Origin of the sequence: Gallibacterium trehalosifermentans, from assembly GCF_042433055.1 — a bacterium.
Lineage (GTDB): Bacteria > Pseudomonadota > Gammaproteobacteria > Enterobacterales > Pasteurellaceae > Gallibacterium > Gallibacterium trehalosifermentans.
This window is the reverse complement of record NZ_JBHLWB010000009.1, coordinates 40,947-63,822: the sequence shown is the minus strand read 5'-3', so window position 1 is coordinate 63,822 and position 22,876 is coordinate 40,947. Positions and strand designations below refer to the sequence as shown.

Annotated in this window: 20 protein-coding genes and 1 other annotated feature; of the genes, 8 read left to right on the top strand and 12 right to left on the bottom strand. The window is 37.3% G+C overall.

Going from position 1 to position 22,876, the window contains the following annotated elements; genetic code table 11:
• Positions 1–225 precede the first annotated feature (225 nt).
• Positions 226–624: a Z-ring associated ZapG family protein gene (locus tag ACFFHK_RS08075; RefSeq protein WP_382371317.1), complete on the top strand. Its 399-nt coding sequence runs from the start codon at positions 226–228 to the stop codon at positions 622–624.
• 47 nt (positions 625–671) lie between these two features.
• Here ACFFHK_RS08075 and ACFFHK_RS08070 read toward each other — a convergent pair whose 3' ends face one another.
• The 5 genes from ACFFHK_RS08070 to ACFFHK_RS08050 all read right to left on the bottom strand — a co-directional run bounded on the left by ACFFHK_RS08070 (position 672) and on the right by ACFFHK_RS08050 (position 5,309).
• On the bottom strand, positions 672–2,285 hold the full coding sequence (locus ACFFHK_RS08070) for a phosphoethanolamine transferase (protein WP_382371315.1): 1,614 nt from the start codon (positions 2,283–2,285) through the stop codon (positions 672–674).
• 161 nt (positions 2,286–2,446) lie between these two features.
• Positions 2,447–2,866, bottom strand: a complete 420-nt coding sequence (gene ndk / locus ACFFHK_RS08065; protein WP_382371313.1) for a nucleoside-diphosphate kinase — start codon at positions 2,864–2,866, stop codon at positions 2,447–2,449.
• A 12-nt stretch (positions 2,867–2,878) separates the two neighbouring features.
• Positions 2,879–4,171 carry an aminopeptidase PepB gene (gene pepB, locus ACFFHK_RS08060; RefSeq protein WP_512700289.1) on the bottom strand — a complete coding sequence of 431 codons (1,293 nt, stop codon included), beginning with the start codon at positions 4,169–4,171 and terminating at the stop codon, positions 2,879–2,881.
• Between the two features lie 69 nt (positions 4,172–4,240).
• Positions 4,241–4,711 carry an outer membrane lipoprotein gene (locus tag ACFFHK_RS08055; protein ID WP_382371309.1) on the bottom strand — a complete coding sequence of 157 codons (471 nt, stop codon included), beginning with the start codon at positions 4,709–4,711 and terminating at the stop codon, positions 4,241–4,243.
• Positions 4,712–4,736: 25 nt separating this feature from the next.
• A complete protein-coding gene (locus ACFFHK_RS08050) occupies positions 4,737–5,309 on the bottom strand; it encodes a VOC family protein (RefSeq protein ID WP_382371307.1) in 573 nt (190 codons plus the stop codon).
• A 101-nt stretch (positions 5,310–5,410) separates the two neighbouring features.
• Here ACFFHK_RS08050 and argS point away from each other — a divergent pair, with 101 nt between their 5' ends.
• Both argS and priC read left to right on the top strand, forming a co-directional pair.
• Positions 5,411–7,138, top strand: coding sequence for an arginine--tRNA ligase (argS, locus tag ACFFHK_RS08045; RefSeq protein ID WP_382371305.1), 1,728 nt, complete (start codon positions 5,411–5,413; stop codon positions 7,136–7,138).
• Positions 7,139–7,233: 95 nt separating this feature from the next.
• A complete protein-coding gene (gene priC / locus ACFFHK_RS08040; RefSeq protein ID WP_382371303.1) occupies positions 7,234–7,806 on the top strand; it encodes a primosomal replication protein PriC in 573 nt (190 codons plus the stop codon).
• Between the two features lie 64 nt (positions 7,807–7,870).
• Here the strand turns inward: priC and pgi are convergent, their stop codons facing one another.
• From pgi to argG, 4 genes are all read right to left on the bottom strand, one after another.
• Complete coding sequence (gene pgi / locus ACFFHK_RS08035; protein WP_382371301.1) at positions 7,871–9,517, bottom strand: glucose-6-phosphate isomerase; 1,647 nt, start codon at positions 9,515–9,517, stop codon at positions 7,871–7,873.
• 21 nt (positions 9,518–9,538) lie between these two features.
• Positions 9,539–10,612 carry an alanine racemase gene (gene alr, locus ACFFHK_RS08030; protein ID WP_382371299.1) on the bottom strand — a complete coding sequence of 358 codons (1,074 nt, stop codon included), beginning with the start codon at positions 10,610–10,612 and terminating at the stop codon, positions 9,539–9,541.
• Between the two features lie 17 nt (positions 10,613–10,629).
• Positions 10,630–12,078, bottom strand: coding sequence for a replicative DNA helicase (gene dnaB / locus ACFFHK_RS08025; protein ID WP_382371297.1), 1,449 nt, complete (start codon positions 12,076–12,078; stop codon positions 10,630–10,632).
• Positions 12,079–12,215: 137 nt separating this feature from the next.
• The gene (gene argG / locus ACFFHK_RS08020; RefSeq protein ID WP_382371295.1) at positions 12,216–13,547 is read right to left on the bottom strand and encodes an argininosuccinate synthase; all 1,332 of its coding nucleotides are present in this window, start codon (positions 13,545–13,547) and stop codon (positions 12,216–12,218) included.
• 529 nt (positions 13,548–14,076) lie between these two features.
• Between argG and ACFFHK_RS08015 the strand changes: the two genes are divergently transcribed.
• From ACFFHK_RS08015 to dapB, 4 genes are read left to right on the top strand one after another with little or no spacing between them, the layout of a single operon-like run.
• Complete coding sequence (locus ACFFHK_RS08015; protein ID WP_382371293.1) at positions 14,077–14,952, top strand: transcriptional regulator GcvA; 876 nt, start codon at positions 14,077–14,079, stop codon at positions 14,950–14,952.
• 9 nt (positions 14,953–14,961) lie between these two features.
• A complete protein-coding gene (locus ACFFHK_RS08010) occupies positions 14,962–15,375 on the top strand; it encodes a DUF423 domain-containing protein (protein WP_382371291.1) in 414 nt (137 codons plus the stop codon).
• 8 nt (positions 15,376–15,383) lie between these two features.
• Positions 15,384–16,481, top strand: a complete 1,098-nt coding sequence (gene rlmM / locus ACFFHK_RS08005; protein ID WP_382371692.1) for a 23S rRNA (cytidine(2498)-2'-O)-methyltransferase RlmM — start codon at positions 15,384–15,386, stop codon at positions 16,479–16,481.
• A gap of 10 nt (positions 16,482–16,491) precedes the next feature.
• Positions 16,492–17,304: a 4-hydroxy-tetrahydrodipicolinate reductase gene (gene dapB / locus ACFFHK_RS08000; RefSeq protein ID WP_382371289.1), complete on the top strand. Its 813-nt coding sequence runs from the start codon at positions 16,492–16,494 to the stop codon at positions 17,302–17,304.
• Positions 17,305–17,362: 58 nt separating this feature from the next.
• On the opposite strand, the gene ACFFHK_RS07995 is transcribed toward dapB, so the two are convergent.
• From ACFFHK_RS07995 to queA, 3 genes are all read right to left on the bottom strand, one after another.
• Entirely contained in the window at positions 17,363–19,345 is a 1,983-nt protein-coding gene (locus ACFFHK_RS07995) for an exoribonuclease II (protein WP_382371287.1), read from the bottom strand.
• Positions 19,346–19,406: 61 nt separating this feature from the next.
• Complete coding sequence (gene fabI, locus ACFFHK_RS07990; RefSeq protein WP_382371285.1) at positions 19,407–20,195, bottom strand: enoyl-ACP reductase FabI; 789 nt, start codon at positions 20,193–20,195, stop codon at positions 19,407–19,409.
• A 151-nt stretch (positions 20,196–20,346) separates the two neighbouring features.
• Entirely contained in the window at positions 20,347–21,420 is a 1,074-nt protein-coding gene (queA, locus tag ACFFHK_RS07985) for a tRNA preQ1(34) S-adenosylmethionine ribosyltransferase-isomerase QueA (RefSeq protein ID WP_382371283.1), read from the bottom strand.
• A 230-nt stretch (positions 21,421–21,650) separates the two neighbouring features.
• Here queA and menC point away from each other — a divergent pair, with 230 nt between their 5' ends.
• Entirely contained in the window at positions 21,651–22,649 is a 999-nt protein-coding gene (gene menC, locus ACFFHK_RS07980; protein WP_382371281.1) for an o-succinylbenzoate synthase, read from the top strand.
• A 103-nt stretch (positions 22,650–22,752) separates the two neighbouring features.
• Positions 22,753–22,874, top strand: a sequence feature (His leader region).
• Positions 22,875–22,876 lie beyond the last annotated feature (2 nt).

Genomic DNA, 22,876 nt, shown 5'->3' with positions numbered 1-22,876 from the left:
TATTTATTCCTTTGTTTGATATGAAAAAAGATGAGAAAATTTGCGGGCATAAGTATAAAGCAAACGATTGCTTTTATATAGTCTTTTCTTGAAATATCTTAATAACAATATTTTAAATTTTTTCTGTGAGCTACCACAAAGAAATGAAGATTACTACAAGACAAGTTTTTGAGAAATGATTATGATGATTTTAATGTATTCATCTAGGTTGTTAAGGAGTGTTATATGCAAAACTGGACTGAAGAAATGTGGCAAATTTTGCTCATCGGTTTAATTATTGGATTTTTTATTGGTTATTTAGTTGCGCGCTTTACCAATGGTAGCGTTAAAGCACAAAAACAAACCCAACAAGAACTTAGAAAAGCGCAAGATACTATCGCAGAACAGAAAGCACAATTAGAAAAACACTTTGTTGAAACCGCTGATTTAATGAAAAGTTTGGCGCAAGATTATCAAAAGTTATACCAACATTTTGCGAATAGTTCGACCAATCTTTTACCCGATAACCACAAAGAGATTTTCGCTCTTACACAAGAAAATCCAACCCTAACAGATAAACCAAAACAAGAGCAACCAAAAGATTATTCTGAAGGTTCTTCTGGTTTATTCAAACACGAAAGTTAATAGTGAAAAAACAAACGCCAGAACATTTAAATTCTGGCGTTTTTTTATTAGTTTTTAATCCGTCCTTTTGTTGGATAAATATACTCTGAATGTCCATCTGGATAAATTTTTAAATAACCCGCATCACCAGTAACAAAATTTCCTGTAACAACGCCCTGTTCACAAGTAGATATTGGCATATCATATCCCATCAAATTGATTAACAATGTTGATAATTGTTGATGGTATGCCACTTTACATTGTTGAAAAATTGTAGTGATTTTTTGCTGTAAAGCGACATTGGGCGTGAAAAGCATTAATGGAACAACATAGTTAGCTTCTGCTTGTGTTCCTTGATTCTGATACTTACTTGTTACATTTTGCCCATGATCAGAGGTATAGACTAATAGCCAATCCTGTTGTTCTCGCTGAGATAAATAGTGATAAACCTGCTCAATAATCCGATCTGTATTATAGATAGTATTATCATATTCATCTAATGGCGTTTTACCTTTAAAAATTTTTTCATCTTCAGTTAATGATTCACCATAAACCCCATGCGAGCCACGTTGATGTAATACAACAAAGTTATGTCCTTGATCTAAATTAATATTATACAAATGTGGCAATAAATTTTTGTCAGGCATTAACTCAGAAATTTTATAGCCCTCATCGGTTGGAAAACGTAACGTATCAATCCACGCTTTTCCTATCAAATTCATAATCATCATTTGGTTTTCTGGCTGACTTGAATAAAAATAAGTTTGATAATGTTGCTGTTTGGCTAAATTAAATAAATTAGTATCCCCTTTCATCATCTGCAACATTCCATTTGGATAAGGGATAGCATTAAAAAAGAGTGGTAATGATACAGCCGTCATAAACCCAGCTGAATAACTCTGTTTAATAATAGCATCTGGGTGCTGCTGTGCTAATTTACTAAAAAACGGGGTTGTCTCTCTTGCATAACCAAAATAGGAAACATGGGAAGCTGACTCACTTTCTCCCATAATAAAAATAATATTCTTTATTTCTAGCGCTGACTTCACCGCTGGTTTTGGATAGGAATATTCAGGAATATCTGACAAAGAGAGCGTATGGTATGGTAAAACACGACCAATAAAATAGCCAAATGAGAAATAGTTCGCTTTAACACGTGAATAATTTGCATTTGGCGAAATGCCCAACTCTTGACTAGTATGATAAGAACGAATAAAGATATATATCATTGAAAGGATAAATAATGTATCCGCAATAGCCCAATTTTTTCGTCTAAAACGTGAGATAGACACAAAAATGGCGACATCAACTACTCCCCAAATAAGATTGAGTATCCATTGCTTGTACATCGCAAAACCAGTATGCGCCACTTCTGAAACCTCTGTCAGCATCAGAAAGTAATTCGTCCCATTAATCCAACTCTGATAAACCTGAAAATGAACATTATTAATAACAATGGATAAAAAATAGAAACCAACAATCAGGATACGAGTAACTTTAAATTTAGAAAAATAATAAAGAGAAAGTAGAATAAAAAGAACGATAAAACTTTCTAAATAACGTGTGATAGGTGGAATTGCAAAAACATATCGATATAACACTTCACTGCACAACAAGACTGTACTATAAAGTATTAAAATTATTAAAGAAAATTTAAAATTATATTTATCTGTCAATTTCATTCACATTATCCTCAATTTTGTTGAGTGCGCATTATAACGATTTCTTATAATGTGTGAATGAAAAATATTTACTTTAAGCAAATAAGTTTAATAAGATAACTTGGATAAAAAGCTACTTTAATCACTCGATTAAAGTAGCCATACAACACGCTTTTTGCTGATTAAAAAATTTCACTATCCGCAAAGAAATAAGCAATTTCTCGTTCTGCTGAAGCGATTGAATCTGAACCATGTACACTATTTTGCCGCCCATTTAATGCAAAATCATGGCGTAATGTACCAATATGCGCCTCCTCTGGATTAGTTTTCCCCATCAAAGCACGATAATCTACAATGGCATTCTCTTTTTCTAATACTAATACCACAACAGGTGTTGATGTCATAAAGCAGACTAACTGTTCAAAAAAGGACTTCCCTTGATGTTCTGCATAAAATCCAGCTGCTTGCTCTTGGGTTAATTGCACCATTTTCATCGCAACAATACGAAATTTAGCTTGTTCCAAACGATGAATAATAGCTCCAATCATTTGGCGCTCAACAATATCTGGTTTAATAATCGATAAAGTACGTTCTAATGCCATTGTATCTCCTTGCTATTCAGCAGAAAGTAATAAATTTGCTAATGTTTTCATACCAATGCCTGTTGCGCCAACCGCCCATAATGGTGAAGCAGCCTTACGGAACGTTGCAGAACAGTCAATATGTAACCAATTTTGCTGGTAATTTGCGACAAAGTAAGATAGAAATGCCGCTGCGGTACTTGCGCCTGCTGGTGTATTCACACTCGCAGTATTCGCTATATCTGCAAAAGAAGAACTAATTTGTTCACGATGAAACTCTGCAAATGGCAAACGCCAGAAAGGTTCATTTTCTTCTTTAGCAGCTGCAAATAACGCCGCAACTAATTGATCGTCCATAGATAAAACAGAATGGTAGTCATTGCCAACAGCAACTTTTGCTGCACCAGTAAGGGTTGCACAATCGACAATAAACTTCGCATTTTGTGCTGACGCTTCAATTAAACCATCTGCTAAGACTAAACGCCCTTCTGCATCAGTATTTAAAACCTCAACACTAACACCATTACGATATTTGATAATATCTCCTAGTTTAAATGCTTTACTGCTCACTAGATTCTCTGCACAGCAAAGATAAAGTTTCACACGTTGTTTTAAACCTCGTGCAATCGCAAATCCTAACGCCCCAGTTAATAATGCTGCACCGCCCATATCAGAACGCATAGAATCCATATTATTACTTGGTTTAATGCTATAACCACCAGAATCAAAAGTAATACCTTTACCTACCAAACAAGCAAACACAGGCGCATCTGCTTCACCTGTTGGATTAAAATCGAGTTGTAGCATTGCTGGGGAATTATGCGATCCTTTACCCACTTCCCATAAGCCATAATAACCACGCGCTTTTAACTCTTCGCGACTAATAATGTGGTAACTAACACAGCCCTGCCCAACATAGTTATCTGCTTGTTCCGTAATAAAATTTGCTGCACGGCTAGCCAATTCTGTTGGCGTAATAATTTCTGCTGGTAAGTTAATAATTTCACGAACAAAATCACTACAACGAATACGTTCATATAATTCTGCTTCATCGTCCTCTTCTAAAGAAGGAAACTCAACAGCAAAATTTTGTTTTGCCGTATAAAAACCTTGATAGAATGCCCAGCTAGCTTCTAAATCCCATTCTTCGCCAACTAACTCAACATCATCAATCCCTTGATTACGCAACTTTTTAGCTGCTTTTTGAATATCAGTTACAGTGCGATTTTCCGTAATATGAATTAATGCTTGTTCATTTTGAAAAGAGAGAAGCGCTTTTTCACCCCATGCTGCTGACGCAGGGAGTGATGAAAGTTGGATTTTCATCGTCATAATAGTATTGCCTTAATAAAGAAAAAAGCGAATTACTGAAATCAATAATTCGCTCAAATAAGATTAAAGTACAGAAACGTTTAAAGAACCACTTGTTCCAACAAGTTGTACTCTTGCACCAGGTACAAAACTTGGGTCTGCTTTTTGTACTACGGCAATGCGTTGCCCATTATCTTTTTGGATCACTAGCTCAACCCCTGCTGTTTGATCTACCGTTTGCTCAACTTTATTGCCAAGTACCGCACCCGCTACTGCACCAACAGCTGTTGCAACGGCTTTACCACTACCCCCACCAATGGTTGAACCTAATACCCCACCTAACACACCACCACCAACGGTACCAACTGCACCTTGTGAACGGCTTTCACCTTGGATTGTTACTGGACGCACTGAAATAATACGTCCATAAGCCACTGAACGAGCTTCTTTTGTTTGTCCACCTGAATAAACGCTACCACTATATAAATCGGTGTTTGAACAGCCAACTAATGTTACGCTCGCCAACAGACTGGCTACTAATGCGATTTTTTTCATCTTTATCTCCTTCATTTTGAGGTTATTATTCTGACATCACAATCTGCTTAATTGCATAAGGGTGCAATTTAATTGTGGCAAAATTACTTTTGTCTGCCAATTTTATGGCAACTGCAGGATTTGGTAAACCTTCTCCGTCCCCTTTATGACAGCTTTTTTGCAAAATAATTCGCTCCGCTACTGGTGCCAATAATTTTTCTACTCGCGCAAACCATTGTTCTACCGTTTCATTTACAATAAATGGTAATACCATTTCAATATGCTCCCAACCTTGTTGTGGATAATTTTTCGCCTTAGGAAATGGCAATTCTACAACCCTTACCTCTTGCTCTAAAATAAGCAAAGGCTTCTCTAATTCATATAAATAGATAGGTCTGCCATTAATCTCATTATTGCTTAATAATGTCGCCTCTTCGGCAAAACAGGCTTGCCACTGTTTTGCCATATCAACATCATTAACACGTAAGGCAATATGATCAATTTGCAAATCCAATCTGTTTAATCCTGTCATATCAAGGATTTGTTGAAAAAGAGGTTGAATTTCAATAAGTTGATTGAATAAGGCAGGGTATTGTTGGAAAATTTTTAAAGTTGTCATAACGCAATTTATTTCTTACTACTTTTCTGATGACTTAAACCCTAGTATCATTACAGGTTTAAATTTATTGGTTCAATTCAAAAAGCAAAAGGCATACATTCGTGAATATTCAAACCATTCTATCTGAAAAAATTAAACACGCAATGATCGCAGCAGGTGCAGATCAACAAAGTGAAGCCTTAGTTCGCCCATCAAATAAAGTACAATTTGGCGATTATCAAGCTAATGGCATTATGGCTGCTGCCAAAAAATTAGCACGCCCACCGCGTGAATTAGCTCAACAAGTTGTTGATAAACTTGAACTTGGCGAGATGATTGCAAAAGTCGAAATTGCGGGTCCTGGTTTTATTAATATTTTCTTAAACCCTGCTTGGTTAGCAACACAAAGCAATAATATGCTTGCTGATGAAAAATTTCTTTTCTCTACAATAAAACCACAAACTATCGTTGCAGACTACTCTGCACCCAATGTTGCAAAAGAGATGCACGTTGGGCATTTACGTTCGACAATTATCGGTGATGCTGTCGTACGTACATTAGAGTTTGTTGGGCATCATGTCATTCGTGCAAACCATGTTGGGGATTGGGGTACACAATTTGGTATGCTCATTGCTTACCTAGAAAAAATGCAGAATGAACACGCTTCTGATATGGAATTAAGCGATCTAGAAGCCTTTTATCGTGAAGCAAAAAAACATTACGATGAAGATGAAGCCTTTGCTGAAAAAGCGCGCGGTTATGTAGTCAAATTACAAGGTGGTGATGAATATTGTCGCACTATGTGGCGTAAATTGGTTGACATTACTATGCAGCAAAACCAACGTAATTATGATCGTTTAAATGTTACTCTAACAGATAAAGACGTGATGGGGGAAAGTTTATATAACCCAATGTTGCCAGGCATTGTTGCGGATTTAGAAGCGAAAGGTTTAGCGGTAAAAGATGATGGTGCGGTTGTTGTCTTTTTAAATGAATTCAAAAATAAAGAGGGTGATCCGCTCGGTGTCATTATTCAGAAAAAAGATGGTGGGTATCTCTATGCCACCACCGATATTGCTTGTGCCAAATATCGTTATGAAACCTTACACGCAGATCGTATTTTATATTTTACTGACTCTCGCCAAAGCCAACATTTACAACAAGTTTGGATTATCGTGCGCAAAGCAGGCTATGTACCAGAAACTGTTTCATTAGAACATTTCAATTTCGGTATGATGCTAGGTAAAGATAATAAACCTTTCAAAACGCGTACTGGTGGAACAGTGAAATTAGCTGATTTATTAGATGAAGCAGTTGAGCGCGCTCAAGCATTAATCAGTCAAAAATCAACACATTTTACCGCAGCAGAACAACAGCAAGTCGCTGAAGTCGTCGGGATTGGTGCAGTCAAATATGCTGACTTATCAAAAAACCGTACGACGGATTATGTATTCGACTGGGATAATATGCTTACCTTTGAAGGCAATACTGCACCTTATATTCAATATGCTTATACGCGTATTCGTTCCATTTTTGCTAATAGTGGTATAGCAGCTGACAGCTTAACGGGGCTTATTCAAATTACAGATGAAAAAGAACGTCAACTTGCTTTAACCCTATTGAAATTTGAGGAAGCAGTAACCACTGTCGCTCGTGAAGGGACACCACATATTCTTTGCGGTTATTTATATGATTTAGCGGGGGCTTTCTCTTCTTTCTATGAGCATTGTCCGATTCTCAATCAAGCAGAAGAGGTTAAACAAAGCCGTTTAAAACTTGCTGCATTAACGGCTCGTGTGTTAAAACAAGGCTTAGATCTATTAGGAATCAAAACAGTCGAAAAGATGTAACTGTTAATCAGATCAGCAATTTTTTATCAAATATCACTATAATGGGCAGACAATCTAAACTGCCCATTTTTATGAGTGATTTATAAGGAAATGGTATGTCAACACCACACCAGCACTTAGTTCAACAACTATTAAAACAACTTGAGCATTTTTCTCGCTATGATTCTCGCCAATTATTAACTGTTGCGTTTGAACCTACGATTTTTCTGGAATCTTTTCAGCCACTAGGCTTCTATCTTGATGAAATTCAACAAAATATTGAAAAGTTAGCCAAAGTAGAAAATGTACAAGTCATTGATTATCTTGCAGAAAAAATTACTGCCCAATTTAGAGTATTATTTGATGCGTTAAATCCTGAACAAACGGCACACACTCACAAGCAAATCACGCAATCCTCACCACAAACAGCAGCCAACCCGAAAGATAAAAATGCGGTATTCCATCTTCCTCCAGAACAGCGGATTCATAAATATTATGAGTTTTTAACGCGTTTTAATGATCAATTAGCTTATTTAGAACAGCAACAACAGCAAACAACAGATCCGCAACAAAAAGCACTTTATCAGCAACACATTATTCACTATCAACAACGCCGTGAACGCTGCCTCGCTGCGATTGAACAGTTAGAAGAGTATTTAGAGTTTAAAAGCCAGCAACAAGAATCTTAAAAAATAAAAAAAGTATGGCGATTTCTCACCATACTTCAGACTATTTATTGCGCTTAATAGATAATTAACGCCAAGCTTTAAACTGATTAATTAATCCGTTGGTTGAGCTATCGTGTGAGGTAACTTCCTCATTCCCTACTAATTCAGGCAGAATTCGGTTGGCTAATTGTTTACCTAATTCCACCCCCCATTGGTCAAAAGTAAAGATATTGAAAATGACACCTTGCACAAAAATCTTATGCTCATACATTGCAATTAATGCCCCTAAAGTAAATGGCGTAATTTCACTGAGTAAAATTGAATTGGTTGGTTTATTACCAGTGAAGACTTTAAATGGCACAATATGTTGTACGTCAGCCAGATTTTTGCCTGCTTGCACAAACTCTGCTTCCACTTCTTCTTTAGTTTTACCAAATGCTAAAGCTTCAGTTTGCGCAAAGAAGTTTGATAATAATTTAGTATGATGGTCGCCTAACGGATTATGTGTTTTGGCAGGTGCAATAAAATCACAAGGAATTAACGTTGTCCCTTGATGGATTAATTGATAGAACGCGTGTTGCCCATTCGTACCTGGCTCCCCCCAAATAATTGGACCAGTTTGATAATTCACTACATTACCATTGCGATCTACATATTTTCCGTTTGATTCCATATTCCCTTGTTGGAAATAAGCTGCAAAACGGTGCATATATTGGTCATAAGGCAGAATCGCTTCCGTTTGCGCGCCTAAGAAATTGGTATTCCACAAGCCAACCAATGCTAAGGTCAATGGAATATTTTGTTCTACTGGTGCAGTGCGGAAATGATTATCCATTTCATGAGCGCCACTCAATAACGCCTCAAAATTTTCAAAACCAATAGATAACGCAATGGAAAGCCCAATCGCTGACCAAAGTGAATAACGACCACCTACCCAATCCCAGAATTCAAACATATTGTCCGTATCAATACCAAATTCTGCTACGGCTTTCGCATTCGTTGATAATGCCGCAAAGTGTTTTGCAATGTGGGCTTCATCTTTTGCTGCTGCTAAGAACCACTCGCGCGCAGAATGAGCGTTAGTCATAGTTTCCTGAGTAGTAAATGTTTTAGAAGCAACCAATACTAAAGTTGTTTCTGGATCAACTTTCTTTAATGTTTCTGCAATATGCGTACCATCTACATTCGAAACAAAGTGCATGGTAAGGTGATTTTTATATGGGCGTAATGCTTCTGTTACCATATATGGACCTAAATCAGAGCCCCCAATTCCAATATTAATCACGTCAGTAATCGCTTTTCCGCTATACCCTTTCCATTCTCCTGAAATCACTCGATCACAGAAACTTTTCATTTTCGCTAATACCGCATTTACCTCTGGCATTACATCTTTGCCATCAACATAAACTGGAGTATTGCTACGATTACGTAATGCTGTATGTAATACCGCACGATTTTCAGTACGATTAATTTTTTCACCAGTAAACATACTTTCTGTCGCATCTTTCACTGCGGTTTCTTCCGCTAATTGACGCAATAGTTGTAAAGTTTGTTCAGTTAAATGGTTTTTAGAAAAATCGACTAAAATATCTTGTTGAAATTTTAATGAATATTTAGCAAAACGATCTGCATCTTCAGCAAACAGTTGTTGAATGGTTACATCATTCATTGCTTGTTGATGTTGCAATAATGCTTGCCATGCTTTGGTTGAGGTTGGATTAATATTTTTCATACAATTTCCCTTTAATTTAAATTAATCAATATATTCGACTAAAACACGTGGAGTGAGTTTAGTTACTAATTCATAACTGATTACGCCAACAATTTCTGCTATTTCTTCTATAGGTAGTTCTTTACCCCACAAGATCACTTCATCGCCGACTTTATCTTCGGCGTCCATTCCCAGATCCACCGTCAGCATATCCATTGATACTTTGCCTACAATCGGCACTCGTCTACCGTTCACATACACAGGTGTCCCCGTTGGCACATCTCGCGGATAGCCATCACCATAGCCTATCGCTACCACACCAATTTTAGTCTCTTTATCACTGATCCACCGTCCGCCATAACCAACAGGCTCACCTTTTTTATGTTTACGCACGGCAATCAATGAGGACGTTAACGTCATCACAGGAATTAAATCATATTCACGACTTGGTGTATTATTCACCGAAATACCATACATAATAATCCCAGGGCGAATCCACTCTAAATGAGATTCCTCCCAGAACAAAATACCACCTGATGCTGCGATACTTCTTTCGCCCGATTTCCCCTGACAAGCAGATAAAAAACGCTCAAGTTGTTTTTCTGTATAACCACTGGTTAACTCATCAGCACGACTAAAATGGCTAATAAAGCGGATATGATTTACATTTGCAGATTGTGATAAAGCTTGATAATAAACATCGACTTCTTCCAGCTGAATACCCAAGCGGTGCATTCCTGTATCAATTTTGATCCATACACTAATTGGATTAGGTAAATCGGCTTGCAATAACGCATTTAACTGTTCTGCACAATGTACCACCGTTTCTAAGTTATTTACTGCTAAAATCGGTAAATCACTGGCAGAAAAAAAGCCTTCTAATAATAAGATAGGCTTGGTGATTCCATTTGAGCGTAAACGGAGCGCTTCTCCTAAACGCGCCACGCCAAAACAATCCACATTGTCTTGTACTGTTTGAGAAACAAATTCCACACCATGTCCATAAGCATTTGCTTTCACCACGGCAATAATTTTACTTTTTGGTGCTAATGATTTGATTTTTTGAATATTATGTTTTAGGGCAAGAGAACTAATCTTTGCCGTTGCTGCTTTCATATTACTGCCTTTATTAATTAATAATCATCATTAAACTCAGAACCATACTGCAAGTTATCAAAGCGAGAGAAGCCTCCCATAAAAGCAAGACGAACACTACCAATCGGTCCATTACGTTGTTTCCCAATAATAATTTCTGCGGTTCCTTTAAATTCTGAATTAGGGTTATAAACTTCATCTCGATAAATGAACATAATTAAATCGGCATCTTGCTCAATCGCCCCTGACTCACGTAAATCTGAGTTAACTGGGCGTTTATCTGCTCGTTGTTCCAAGCTACGATTTAACTGTGATAATGCAATCACTGGCACTTTTAATTCTTTCGCTAAGGCTTTTAAAGAGCGAGAGATCTCGGCAATCTCTAAAGTACGATTATCTGCATAACCAGGAACACGCATTAACTGTAAATAATCCACCATAATCATTGCTAAGCCATTCGGACTTTCACGATGAATACGTCTAGCACGTGAACGTAGCTCTGTTGGGGTTAGACCTGAAGTATCATCAATATAGAGATTATTTTTCTCTTTTAATAATGCAATACAACTTGATAATCTAGCGCCCTCATCATTAGCAAAGTCAATTTGTCCCGTTCTCAATTTAGTTTGATCGACACGAGAAAGAGAAGCTAACATTCTTGTCATTAATTGTTCTGCTGGCATTTCTAGGCTAAAAATTAATACTGCTTTATTTTGATCTTTTGGCAAAGCCGCATTCTCACATAAATTCATCGCGAAAGTCGTTTTTCCCATTGAAGGACGAGCAGCAATAATGATTAAATCACCAGGTTGTAAACCTGCTGTTTTTTTATCTAGATCTGTAAAACCTGTTGAAACGCCTGTAATACCGCCAAGGCTTGGATTTTGTGCCAAGGTTTCAATTTTGCTAATCGTATCAAATAAGATTTTAGAAATGTTTTGTGGACCAGTATCCGTTCCCGTCATTCTCTGCTCGGCAATTTGTAAAATCTTACTTTCTGCATTATCCAAAATATCTTTTACATCTTGCCCATTTGGTGAATAACAATTTTCTGAAATCGTATTCGTTGTCGCAATTAATTCCCGTAAAATTGCCTTTTCACGAATAATATTGGCATAGGCTAATGCATTTGCACTATTTGGCGTTTTCTGAGATAACTCCACTAAATAGGAAAAACCACCCGCTGTATCCGTAAGATCTTTACTACCCAATGCTTGTTCTAAAGTAATTAGGTCAGCAGGTTTACCATGACTCAATAAATTTTCTATCTCTTGGAAAATAACCCGATGAGCATAAGTATAAAAATCTTGTGCAATAACAGCTTCGGCTACTCGATCCCATAAACCATTATCCAACAATAACGCCCCTAAAACAGATTGTTCCGCCTCAATAGAATGTGGGGGAGTAAACTGTTCTATCTCTTTGTTTCTATTTGCTTTTGTTACAGGTGTTTGTGATTGTGTAGTTCGAGTAGGAGTCCAAGCCATACAGTCTGCCATCTAATTAATTATTGGAACGGAAGTATAGCAAAATTTCGCTTATATTGTTATGAATACGATAAATAAAAACCGCCAAAGAAGAAGTTTCCTTGGCGGTTTCTCAAATATGGGAAAATAACGATCTATTATTCTTTTTTACCTAATTGTGGGAAAGCAGAATTATTCAACAATAGACCTGTTTGCGTATAAATCCCTAGTTTATCGCGTGTATCTGTAATGTCTAAGTTACGCATTGTTAACTGACCAATACGATCTTTTGGATCAAATGGGGCATTTTCTACTTTTTCCATACTTAAACGTTCTGGCTGGTAGGTTAAGTTTGGTGATTCAGTATTTAAAATTGAGTAGTCATTACCACGACGTAATTCTAAAGTAACCTCACCCGTTACTGCACGAGCAACCCAACGTTGTGCTGTTTCTCTTAACATTAATGCTTGTGGATCAAACCAACGACCTTGATAAAGTAAACGACCTAAACGTAATCCATTGATACGGTACTGCTCAATCGTATCTTCATTATGAATACCACTTACTAAACGTTCATAAGCAATATGTAATAATGCCATTCCTGGCGCTTCATAAATACCACGGCTTTTCGCTTCGATAATACGGTTTTCAATTTGGTCTGACATTCCTAAACCATGACGTCCACCAATACGGTTTGCTTCTAAGAAAAGATCAACCGCATTAGCAAAAGTTTTTCCATTTAATGCAACTGGAATCCCCTCTTCAAAGCGAACGGTAACTTCTTCTGCTTTGATCGCTACATCTTCTTTCCAGAAAGCCACGCCCATGATTGGATTAACAATACGAATACCACTATTTAAAAATTCAAGATCTTTCGCTTCATGGGTTGCGCCTAACATATTAGAATCAGTTGAATACGCTTTTTCCACTGACATCTTATAGTTAAAACCATTGGCAATTAAGAACTCTGACATTTCATGGCGTCCACCAAGTTCATTAATAAAATGTTGGTCTAGCCACGGTTTATAAATTTTTAAACGTGGATTCGTTAATAAACCATAACGATAAAAACGCTCAATATCATTACCTTTAAAAGTACTGCCATCACCCCAGATATTGACATCATCTTCTTTCATTGCGGTAACTAACATTGTGCCTGTTACAGCTCGACCAAGAGGTGTTGTATTAAAATAAGTTACCCCACCAGTACTAATATGGAATGCTCCGCACTGAATAGCGGCAATTCCTTCATTAGCTAATTGAGTACGGCAGTCAATTAAACGTGCATTTTCTGCACCATATTCTTTTGCTTTGCGTGGAATTGCTTCGTAATCATCTTCATCTGGCTGACCTAAATTTGCTGTATAAGCATAAGGTATAGCGCCTTTTTGACGCATCCAAAGTAATGCTGCACTAGTATCTAAACCACCTGAAAACGCAATACCTACTTTTTGACCGATTGGGAGAGATTCAAGAATTGTTGTTGACATATTAATTCCTATTCGTGAGATGTGTTTGATTCTGTGATAAAACGAACGTTTACCGAGTGCGTATTATTCCCTAAAATCGCTCAGGTGTCCACAATCTTTATTAAAACAACGCATAAAAATTCAATTTATTGCATAAAAATTCAAGTAAATTTATCAAAAATAGGTTATATTAGTAGTACATTTATAACCAATAAATGATAAAATTCTGATAAAATTCACGCAAAAAAAATGCCACCTAAATTTAGGTGGCAGATAAACAATTCTGTTTATAAAAATATACAGGAAGTGAAATGAGTAACTTTTCAGTTACTCAGCCTAGAAACTCTAGGCTAATATGCAAACACAACATCATACTTAAGAATCTGAAACTCATTAACTAGTAAGGAATGACCAATCATTAAGTATGGCGCACATTCTAGGGAGCTACCCTAGAAGAAACAAACAATTTTTTTTTATCTTTGTCATAAAAAAAACTAATAACAAAATCCAATAGCAACTAACAGGAAGTTTTTACTCTGGATATTAAATTATGGTTAAACGTTTGCCCCCCTTAAATGCTCTAAAAGCTTTTGATTCAGCAGCAAGGCATTTAAGTTTTACAAAAGCTGCAGAAGAACTCTTTGTTACTCAAGCAGCAGTTAGTCATCAAATAAAAATTTTAGAAGATTTTTTAGGAACAGCCCTTTTTTTGCGCAAAAATCGTACACTTGAATTAACCGAAGCAGGAAAAAGTTATTTTTTTGATGTAAATAACATATTAAAAAAACTAATGAATGCTACAGAAAAACTTACCCAAAACACAGGACAAACTGTGTTATCAATAAATATTCCACAAACCTTTGGTATGCAATGGTTAGTACCTCAACTAAGCAAATTTAATCAGCGTTATCCAAATATAGATGTTCGTATTAATGGGGTAGATCATGATGAAGGTTTGCTGTCTCGAGAAATTGATATTGCCGTCTACTATGGCAAAGGTGATTGGAAAGGTTTATCCGTTGAACGATTAAAAGAGGCTCGATTATTAATTTTGGCATCACCCAATTTATTGAATAAGCAACCTATTCATCAGGCAGATGATCTCCGCCACTATACACTTTTACATGTCCATAATCGTGATAATTGGCAAATGGCGTTAAATTCATTGAAATTAGAAGGAATGGATCTGCAACATAACCCAGTATTTAGTCATACCTTTATGGCATTACAAGCAGCTATCCATGGTCAGGGCATTGTATTAGCAAACGAGTTACTTGCCCAGAAAGAAATTGAGCAAGGCAACTTGCAAGAGGTGTTAAATCTCCAATTAAAAGATCCGAAATCGTTTTATGTAGTTTATCATTCTGATCGTGAGAACGATGAAAAAATTAAGGCATTTCGTGATTGGTTAATCTCATTAGTATAAGGAAATATTGTGTTCAGACTATTTTTAATTTTTACTGCACTAAGTGGCTTTTTCTGTGTTGCTTTTGGCGCATTTTCCTCTCACGTGTTAAGTAAACAACTTTCTGCTGAAGCATTAAATTGGTTGGAAATTGGTTGGCGTTATCAGGTATTTCATACTTTAGCCTTACTTTTTTTAATACTTTTATTTGTCATACCACTACCTCAAGTCGCTCCCAAATGGCATCAGACCGTAAAATGGAGTGGTTATTGTTGGATTGCAGGTATTATCTTCTTCAGTTTTAGCCTATACTGTTTAGCGTTAACTGGGAATAAAAGTTTGGCTCATCTTACCCCTGTTGGTGGTATTTTCTTTTTATTAGGGTGGGGCAACTTATGCTATCTCGGAATCCGTTATCGCTTTCTAACCCATACAACCAAATAAAAATTATTATGACAAATCAACTTATTTTATATTGTCGCGCTGGATTTGAAAAAGAAACAGCAGCAGAAATTAATGATAAAGCAACTGGTTTAGGTATATATGGTTTTGCCCGAACAGAACCCGATAGTGCTCTTGTTATTTTTGAATGTAACTGTGCCGAAGAGGTAAAGTTATTAATTCAACATCTTGAATTTAATACTTTAGTATTTTGTCGACAATGGTTTGCCGTTATTCAACAACTCACCTTTACTTCAACAACAGATCGTATTTCTCCGCTTATGGATTGCCTTTTAAGCAGCGATCTTGATTTAAATGCAATGACCGATGTTTGGGTAGAAACAGCAGATACCAATCAAGCAAAAGAGCTTCTCTCTTTTTGTCGCAAATTTACCGTACCATTACGTCAGAAGTTAAAACAAGCAGGTTATCTGACAAAAAAAATAACAACCAAAACACAACCATTTACCTTACATCTCTGCTTTACGGAATCAAATAGTTGTTTTATTGGCTATTCTTTTAACCACAACCATTCACCTGATTTTATGGGGATAAAACGATTACGTTTCCCTGTCGAAGCACCTAGTCGATCAACCCTTAAATTAGAAGAAGCCATTAAAACATTCTTGACAGAAAAAGAAGAAGCTGAACGCCTAAATGAACAACAATACGCCGTCGATCTAGGGGCTTGCCCTGGTGGCTGGACATATCAACTTGTTAGACGAGGTTTATTTGTCTATGCCGTGGATCACGGTAAAGTAGCAGAGTCTTTACAAGAAACGGGACGTGTTGAACATTGCCCAGAAGATGGCTTCAAATTCCAACCGCCAAAAAAACGCAAAATTGATTGGTTAGTTTGTGATATGGTCGAACAACCTATTCGTATTGCTGAATTAATCGCAAAATGGCTAGTAAATGGTTGGTGTCAAGAAACAATCTTTAATCTAAAATTACCAATGAAAAAACGTTACATAGAAGTGCAGAAATGCCTTTTCTTAATTGAACAACGATTAATTGATGCCGATCTTGATTATCAAATGCAAGCAAAACATCTTTATCATGACCGAGAAGAAATTACTGTACATATTCGTTTAAAAACAAAGAAATAAGGATAAATATATGACATTAAGAATTGCCGTAGTTGGTGCAGGTGGGCGTATGGGTCGCCAACTAATTCAAGCTGTGAGTAAAACAGAGGGAGTGGCAATCACTGCTGCCTTTGAACGTTCAGGCTCAAGTTTACTTGGCAGTGATGCTGGTGAATTAGCTGGAATAGGACATAATGGTATTGAGATTACCGATAATTTATCAGCAAAACTGGAACACTTTGATTTACTTATCGATTTCACTCGCCCTGAAGGTACGCTCAATCATTTAGCGCTTTGTGTGGCTCACAATAAAAAAATGGTGATTGGTACTACAGGATTTGATGAACAAGGTAAACAAGCTATTCAACAAGCAGCGGAAAAAATCGGCATTGTTTTTGCGTCAAATTATAGTGTCGGTGTTAATCTTGTTTTTAAACTCCTCGAAAAAGCAGCAAAAGTTATGGGCGATTACTGCGATATTGAAATTATTGAGGCGCATCATCGTCATAAAGTAGATGCGCCATCAGGTACCGCATTATCTATGGGAGAACATATCGCAAAAGCAATGGGGAAAGATCTTAAACAACACGCAGTATATGCTCGTGAAGGAATCACAGGTGAACGCAAACAGGATCAAATTGGCTTTGCTACTATTCGAGCTGGTGATGTGGTGGGTGAACACACTGTGTGGTTTGCCGATGAAGGTGAGCGAGTTGAAATTGCACATAAAGCCTCTAGCCGTATGACTTTCGCTAATGGTGCAGTCCGCGCTGCCAAATGGTTAGCAAATCATGATAAAGGCTTGTTTGATATGACTGATGTATTAAACCTCAACTCACTCTAATAGTTTCATAGCCCAGTATTCACTGGGCTTTAAACTGCTAATAAGGCAGCGAGTAGATTTACTCTTTTACTGGCTCGCCAATAATACTGCGAGTATCAATATTGACCTCGGCTAAACGTACTGACAACAGATCTGCTAATTGATAAACGCGATTACCTTGTACATATAACGCAATATCATCACTGTTTACCTCAATCTCTTCTTTCTTATCATGAATAAAAGACATTGGTACAAAGAGATAAGCACCATTTTCTAGTAACTGTACTCGTAATCCGCCACGAGTAATATCCATAATTTGTGCCTGATAAATCGGTTTATCTGCTACCTGTTTCGCCAAATATAAACAATAAAGCCAATCTGCAATATCACGCTCAACCAACCGATTTTGTTTTCTGGCTTCTTGTAATCGAGCTAGCACATTTTCTTCGATTGGCTGCGATGTTTGTTGTTGTAAGATAGCTTTGATTGCACGATGGTTTACCATATCTGAATACTTCCGAATTGGTGAAGTCCATGTCGCATAAGCAATTAAACCTAAACCAAAATGTGGTGCAACTTCTGTTTTAAATTCAGCAAATGTTAAATAACGGCGTAAACGAGTTTCTAAATACGCTTGGGAAAGTTGATCGAGGTCATGCTGCATTTGGCAATAACCATCGAGTGTCATTAAATTTTCCACACTATAACGTTGTTCAAGTTCCGTCTGATTATTTTCATTAGCAAGGTGTTTTAATAAGAATTGACTTGCTGCTGGTAAGAATTTTTTATCAAAACCAGAATGCGTACTAAAGATACCCGCTGCTTGATGTGCAGCCAAAAATTGTGCAGCACAAGTATTAGCAATAATCATACACTCTTCAACAATACGATTCGCAATCCGACGATAATCAGCTCGAATCTCAGAAACCTCTCCATTATCTGCCAAGATAAAATTATAATCAGGACGATCTTTAAATAAGATTGCGTGTTGTTGACGCCACTGAATTCTCGCTAAACTGAATTGATGTAATGCATCAATTTGCGTCTTAATAATGTCGTTGGTTGGTTGCCACGCATTTGGTTGTTGTTCTAAATAATCTGAAACCGCATCATAAGCGAGTTTTGCTTTAGAACAAATCCATGCCAAAGTAAAACTTGGTTCAGCAGTAACATTGCCTTCAAGATCCGTTTCAATAAAACAGACTAAGGCAGGACGCTTTTCTCCCTCCACCAATGAACAGAGATCATCAGATAACTCACGAGGGAGCATTGGAATATTAAAACCTGGTAGATAATTGGTAAAACAGCGCTGTTTCGCATCGATCTCAATTTGTGAATCCAATGGAATATAGGCTGTTGGATCAGCCACTGCCACAGCAAGTTTCCAACCAGATTGCGCGCCATTTTGCATAAGTGGCGAAATGGCTAAGGCATCGTCCATATCTTCTGTACTTTCTGAATCAATCGTAACAAAATCTATATCTGTTAGATCTTGTCGAATCGTGGTTTCCTCAAATGGGTACTGATCTAACCCAGCTACCGCAGTACGAGGTTGTTCATGACGTGCGAGAGTAACCCACCAAGCTGTTTTTGGATCATCATGATGACAAATAAATTGCGTTACTTGAGCAAAGAAAAAACGATCATCTCGTAATGGGTGTGTTTTTAATTCAGCTACCACCCAATCACCATTGGCGAGTGTTTCAGTAACATTTTTATGCACATTCGCCGAAATAGCTTGTTTAATATTAGAATGATCCACAAAAAGTTGCAGTTTATTATCTTTATTGAAACGAACTCTAGCAATAAAGCGTGTTAGCATTGGTTCTAACAAACTATCTGGTTCAGCTTGCTCTTTCTCACCAACCGTTTCGATAAGTGCTTTAATTTTATCGCCGTGCATCACTTTTTTCATCGCTTGTGGCGGAATGAAATAACTTTTCTTTTCGCATTCCAAAAAGCCATAGGCTTTATCAGTTGCTTTCACAGTACCTTCAACGTGGGGCTTATTATCACGAATTTGTTGTTTGAGTTGGCTAAGAAGAGGATTATCTAAAAGCATATCTTATCCGATTAAATAAAAAATTCGCTCCGCAAGCACGGAGCGAAATAATAAGAAAGGATTAATCTAGGTCTAATTCACTCATTGCAACAGTACTAAAGCCTGCATCAACATGAACAACTTCCCCAGTGATACCCGCAGCAAGATCAGAACATAAGAATGCTGCAGTATTGCCTACATCTTCAATAGTTACTGTACGGCGAAGCGGTGCAGTATTTTCAAAATGACCTAACATTTTCTTGAAATTTTTGATTCCAGATGCCGCTAAAGTACGAATTGGACCTGCAGAAATTGCATTTACACGGATCCCCTCTTTCCCCATTGCAGATGCCATATAGCGTGTATTAGCTTCAAGCGAAGCTTTTGCTAATCCCATTACATTGTAATTTGGAATAGCACGTTCAGCACCTAAATAAGAAAGAGTTACTAGGGCTGCACCAGGATTTAAATTAGGACGCGCAGCTTTCGCCATAGCAACAAAGCTGTAAGCACTAATATCATGTGCAATACGGAAACCTTCACGGTTAACAGCATTAACATAATCGCCATCAAGTTGATCGCCTGGTGCAAAAGCAATAGCGTGAACGAAACCATCAAATTTATCCCAGTGTTTTTGTAATTCAGCAAAGCAATTTTCGATACTTTCATCGGTACCAACATCACAAGGGATTACAATAGAAGAACCAAGTTCTTGTGCAAATTCTTCAACACGGCTTTTTAATTTGTCATTTTGATAAGTAAAGGCGAGTTCTGCTCCCTCACGATGCATTGCTTGCGCAATACCATAAGCGATAGAACGATTGCTAGCAACACCAGCGATTAAAATACGTTTATTTGTTAAAAATCCCATAATTTATCCTATTTTCATTGTAGTTAAACGGGCGGATTATAGCAGAAATCGAAAGTGGAACAAATCAGACCGACGATTACCATAAGAGGAAATCGTACTCTGCCCCATTGATAATCATCTAGAATTTGTTACAAAGTTACTGCCCATCACTTTATTTTGTCTTTTTCGTCAAAAACATCGCATCGCCATAACTAAAAAAACGATACCGATTTTCCACCGCATTCCGATATGCTCGCATAATATTGTCATAACCCGCAAACGCAGAAACTAACATAATTAAGGTAGATTCTGGCAAATGGAAATTAGTGATTAAGCAATCCACTACACGGAATTTTTTACCAGGATAAATAAAAATGGTGGTATCTGCAAAAAATGGTTCAAGTAACTGTTTACTTTGTTGTTGTTCAGCAGCTAACGCTGCACTCTCCAAAGATCGCACTGATGTGGTGCCAACCGCAATCACACGCTTACCTGCTGCTTTAGTCGCTAATACGGTATCCACCACCGCTTGTGGTACTTCTGCGTACTCAGCGTGCATATGGTGATCTTCAATATTTTCTACTCGTACTGGTTGGAATGTCCCTGCACCGACGTGTAATGTTACAAATGCAATATTCACTCCTTTTGCACGCAATGCGGCTAACAGTTCTTCATCAAAATGTAAGCCTGCCGTTGGCGCAGCAACAGCGCCTGGGACTTTACTATATACCGTTTGATAACGCTCTTGATCGGACTCTTCATCAGGACGATCAATATATGGCGGTAACGGAATATGCCCAATTTGTTGTAAGCTATCAAATAACGATCCTGTAATCGCAAATTGTAGGTGAAATAATGCCTCTTGACGACCTAACATCTTTACATAAATACCATTCCCTTCGCCAAGCTTATCTTCCCCTAAAATTAACTCACTGCCCTCTTTTGGCGCTTTAGAGGCACGGACATGAGCTAAACAACTTTTATCATCTAGTACTCGCTCAATCAGGACTTCTACTTTTCCGCCACTACTTTTTCTACCATAAATTCGTGCTGGAATAACTCGTGTATTATTAAAGACTAACAGATCTCCCTCATTCACAAACGAGAAGACATCTTTAAAATGGTGATGTGAAAACTCACCACTATTGCCATCTAATTTTAATAGACGGCTCGCCGTTCTCTCTTTTTGTGGATAGCGTGCGATTAATTCATCAGGAAGATCAAAATAAAAATCTGCAACACGCATATGCTTACCTATTCTTTATAAAAAAAACCGTTTCTTATGTATGTTTGCCCAAGAAACATATCTACTCTTTTCAGTTGGGGGCTAAGTTTATTGCGATTACTCACAAAATGCAAAAAAGAGCGACAATTTTTTGTTTTCGCTAGACTCACCCTGTTTTGTGATTGTCGCATTTTCACCTAATTGCTATACTCGCCCCTTGCTAAATTCACTCATTATTGAAGGAAAAAATTATGACCGAACGCTGTTATAAACTCTATCGTTATCAAATTCCAATGGATTCTCAAGTTGTTTTACGCAATCGCTTTTTAAAACAGCGTGAAGGTCTATTAGTCCAGATTCAATGTGGGGGGCAATCAGGTTGGGGAGAAATTGCACCATTACCTGAATTTAGCCAAGAAACATTAGAACAAGCGCAACAACAAGCGATTGATTGGTTAAAAAAATGGGATCTGGCGCGCGCTTGCAATGAAAAATTATCATTAGAAAATTGTTATCCATCAGTGGCATTTGGTTTAAGTTGTGCTTTAGCTGAGCTAAAAGGAAAATTAGGTGAACAAGGTAATTTTAAAATTGCTCCTTTATGCTATGGCGATCCTGATGAACTGTATGCGGAACTAGAACAGTTACCTGGTGAAAAAATTGCCAAAATTAAAGTTGGATTATATGAAGCCAATCGTGATGGTTTAATTGCAGATATGTTCTTAGAAGCGATTCCTGATCTTAAACTTCGTTTAGATGCAAATCGTTCTTGGACACCTGAGAAAGCGGCAATGTTTGCCAAATATGTTAAACCTGAACATCGCGCTAGAATTCAATTTATTGAAGAACCATGTAAAACCCCTAGCGAGAGTTTACAATTTGCTGCTGATACAGGCATTGCTATTGCGTGGGACGAAACTGTGCGAGATCCCGATTTTCAGATAAAAGCAGAAAATAAGGTAACTGCAATCGTGATTAAACCTACACTCGTGGGTTCATTAGAAAAATGTGTGCAATTAATTGAACAAGCACATCAACAAGGTTTAATTGCTGTGATTAGTTCAAGCATTGAGTCTAGCTTTGGGTTAACACAACTTGCCAGAATTGCCCAACAATATACTCCTGACACAACACCAGGATTAGATACATTAGATTTAATGCAAGTACAACTTATGCGTAGTTGGCCAAATTCAACTTTGCCAATCGCGGATTTACAGAGTGAATATATTAGTGAAATAGAAATTAACTAATATCACGAAGAAAACGCTTGCATAATCAATTAAAATCGCATAGTTTAATCAAGGTCGCTTTTTAGCTTAGGAAAGAAAATTTGATGTTATTCATTTGTTACTCTCATCATCACCATTACCCTGAATAATCTTTCAGGCATTTGGTGCTGCTTGGAAGATAAGAAACTTCCGAGAGTACAAATATTCAATTATACCCTTCGGGAGTTATCCCGAAGGGTTTTTTATTT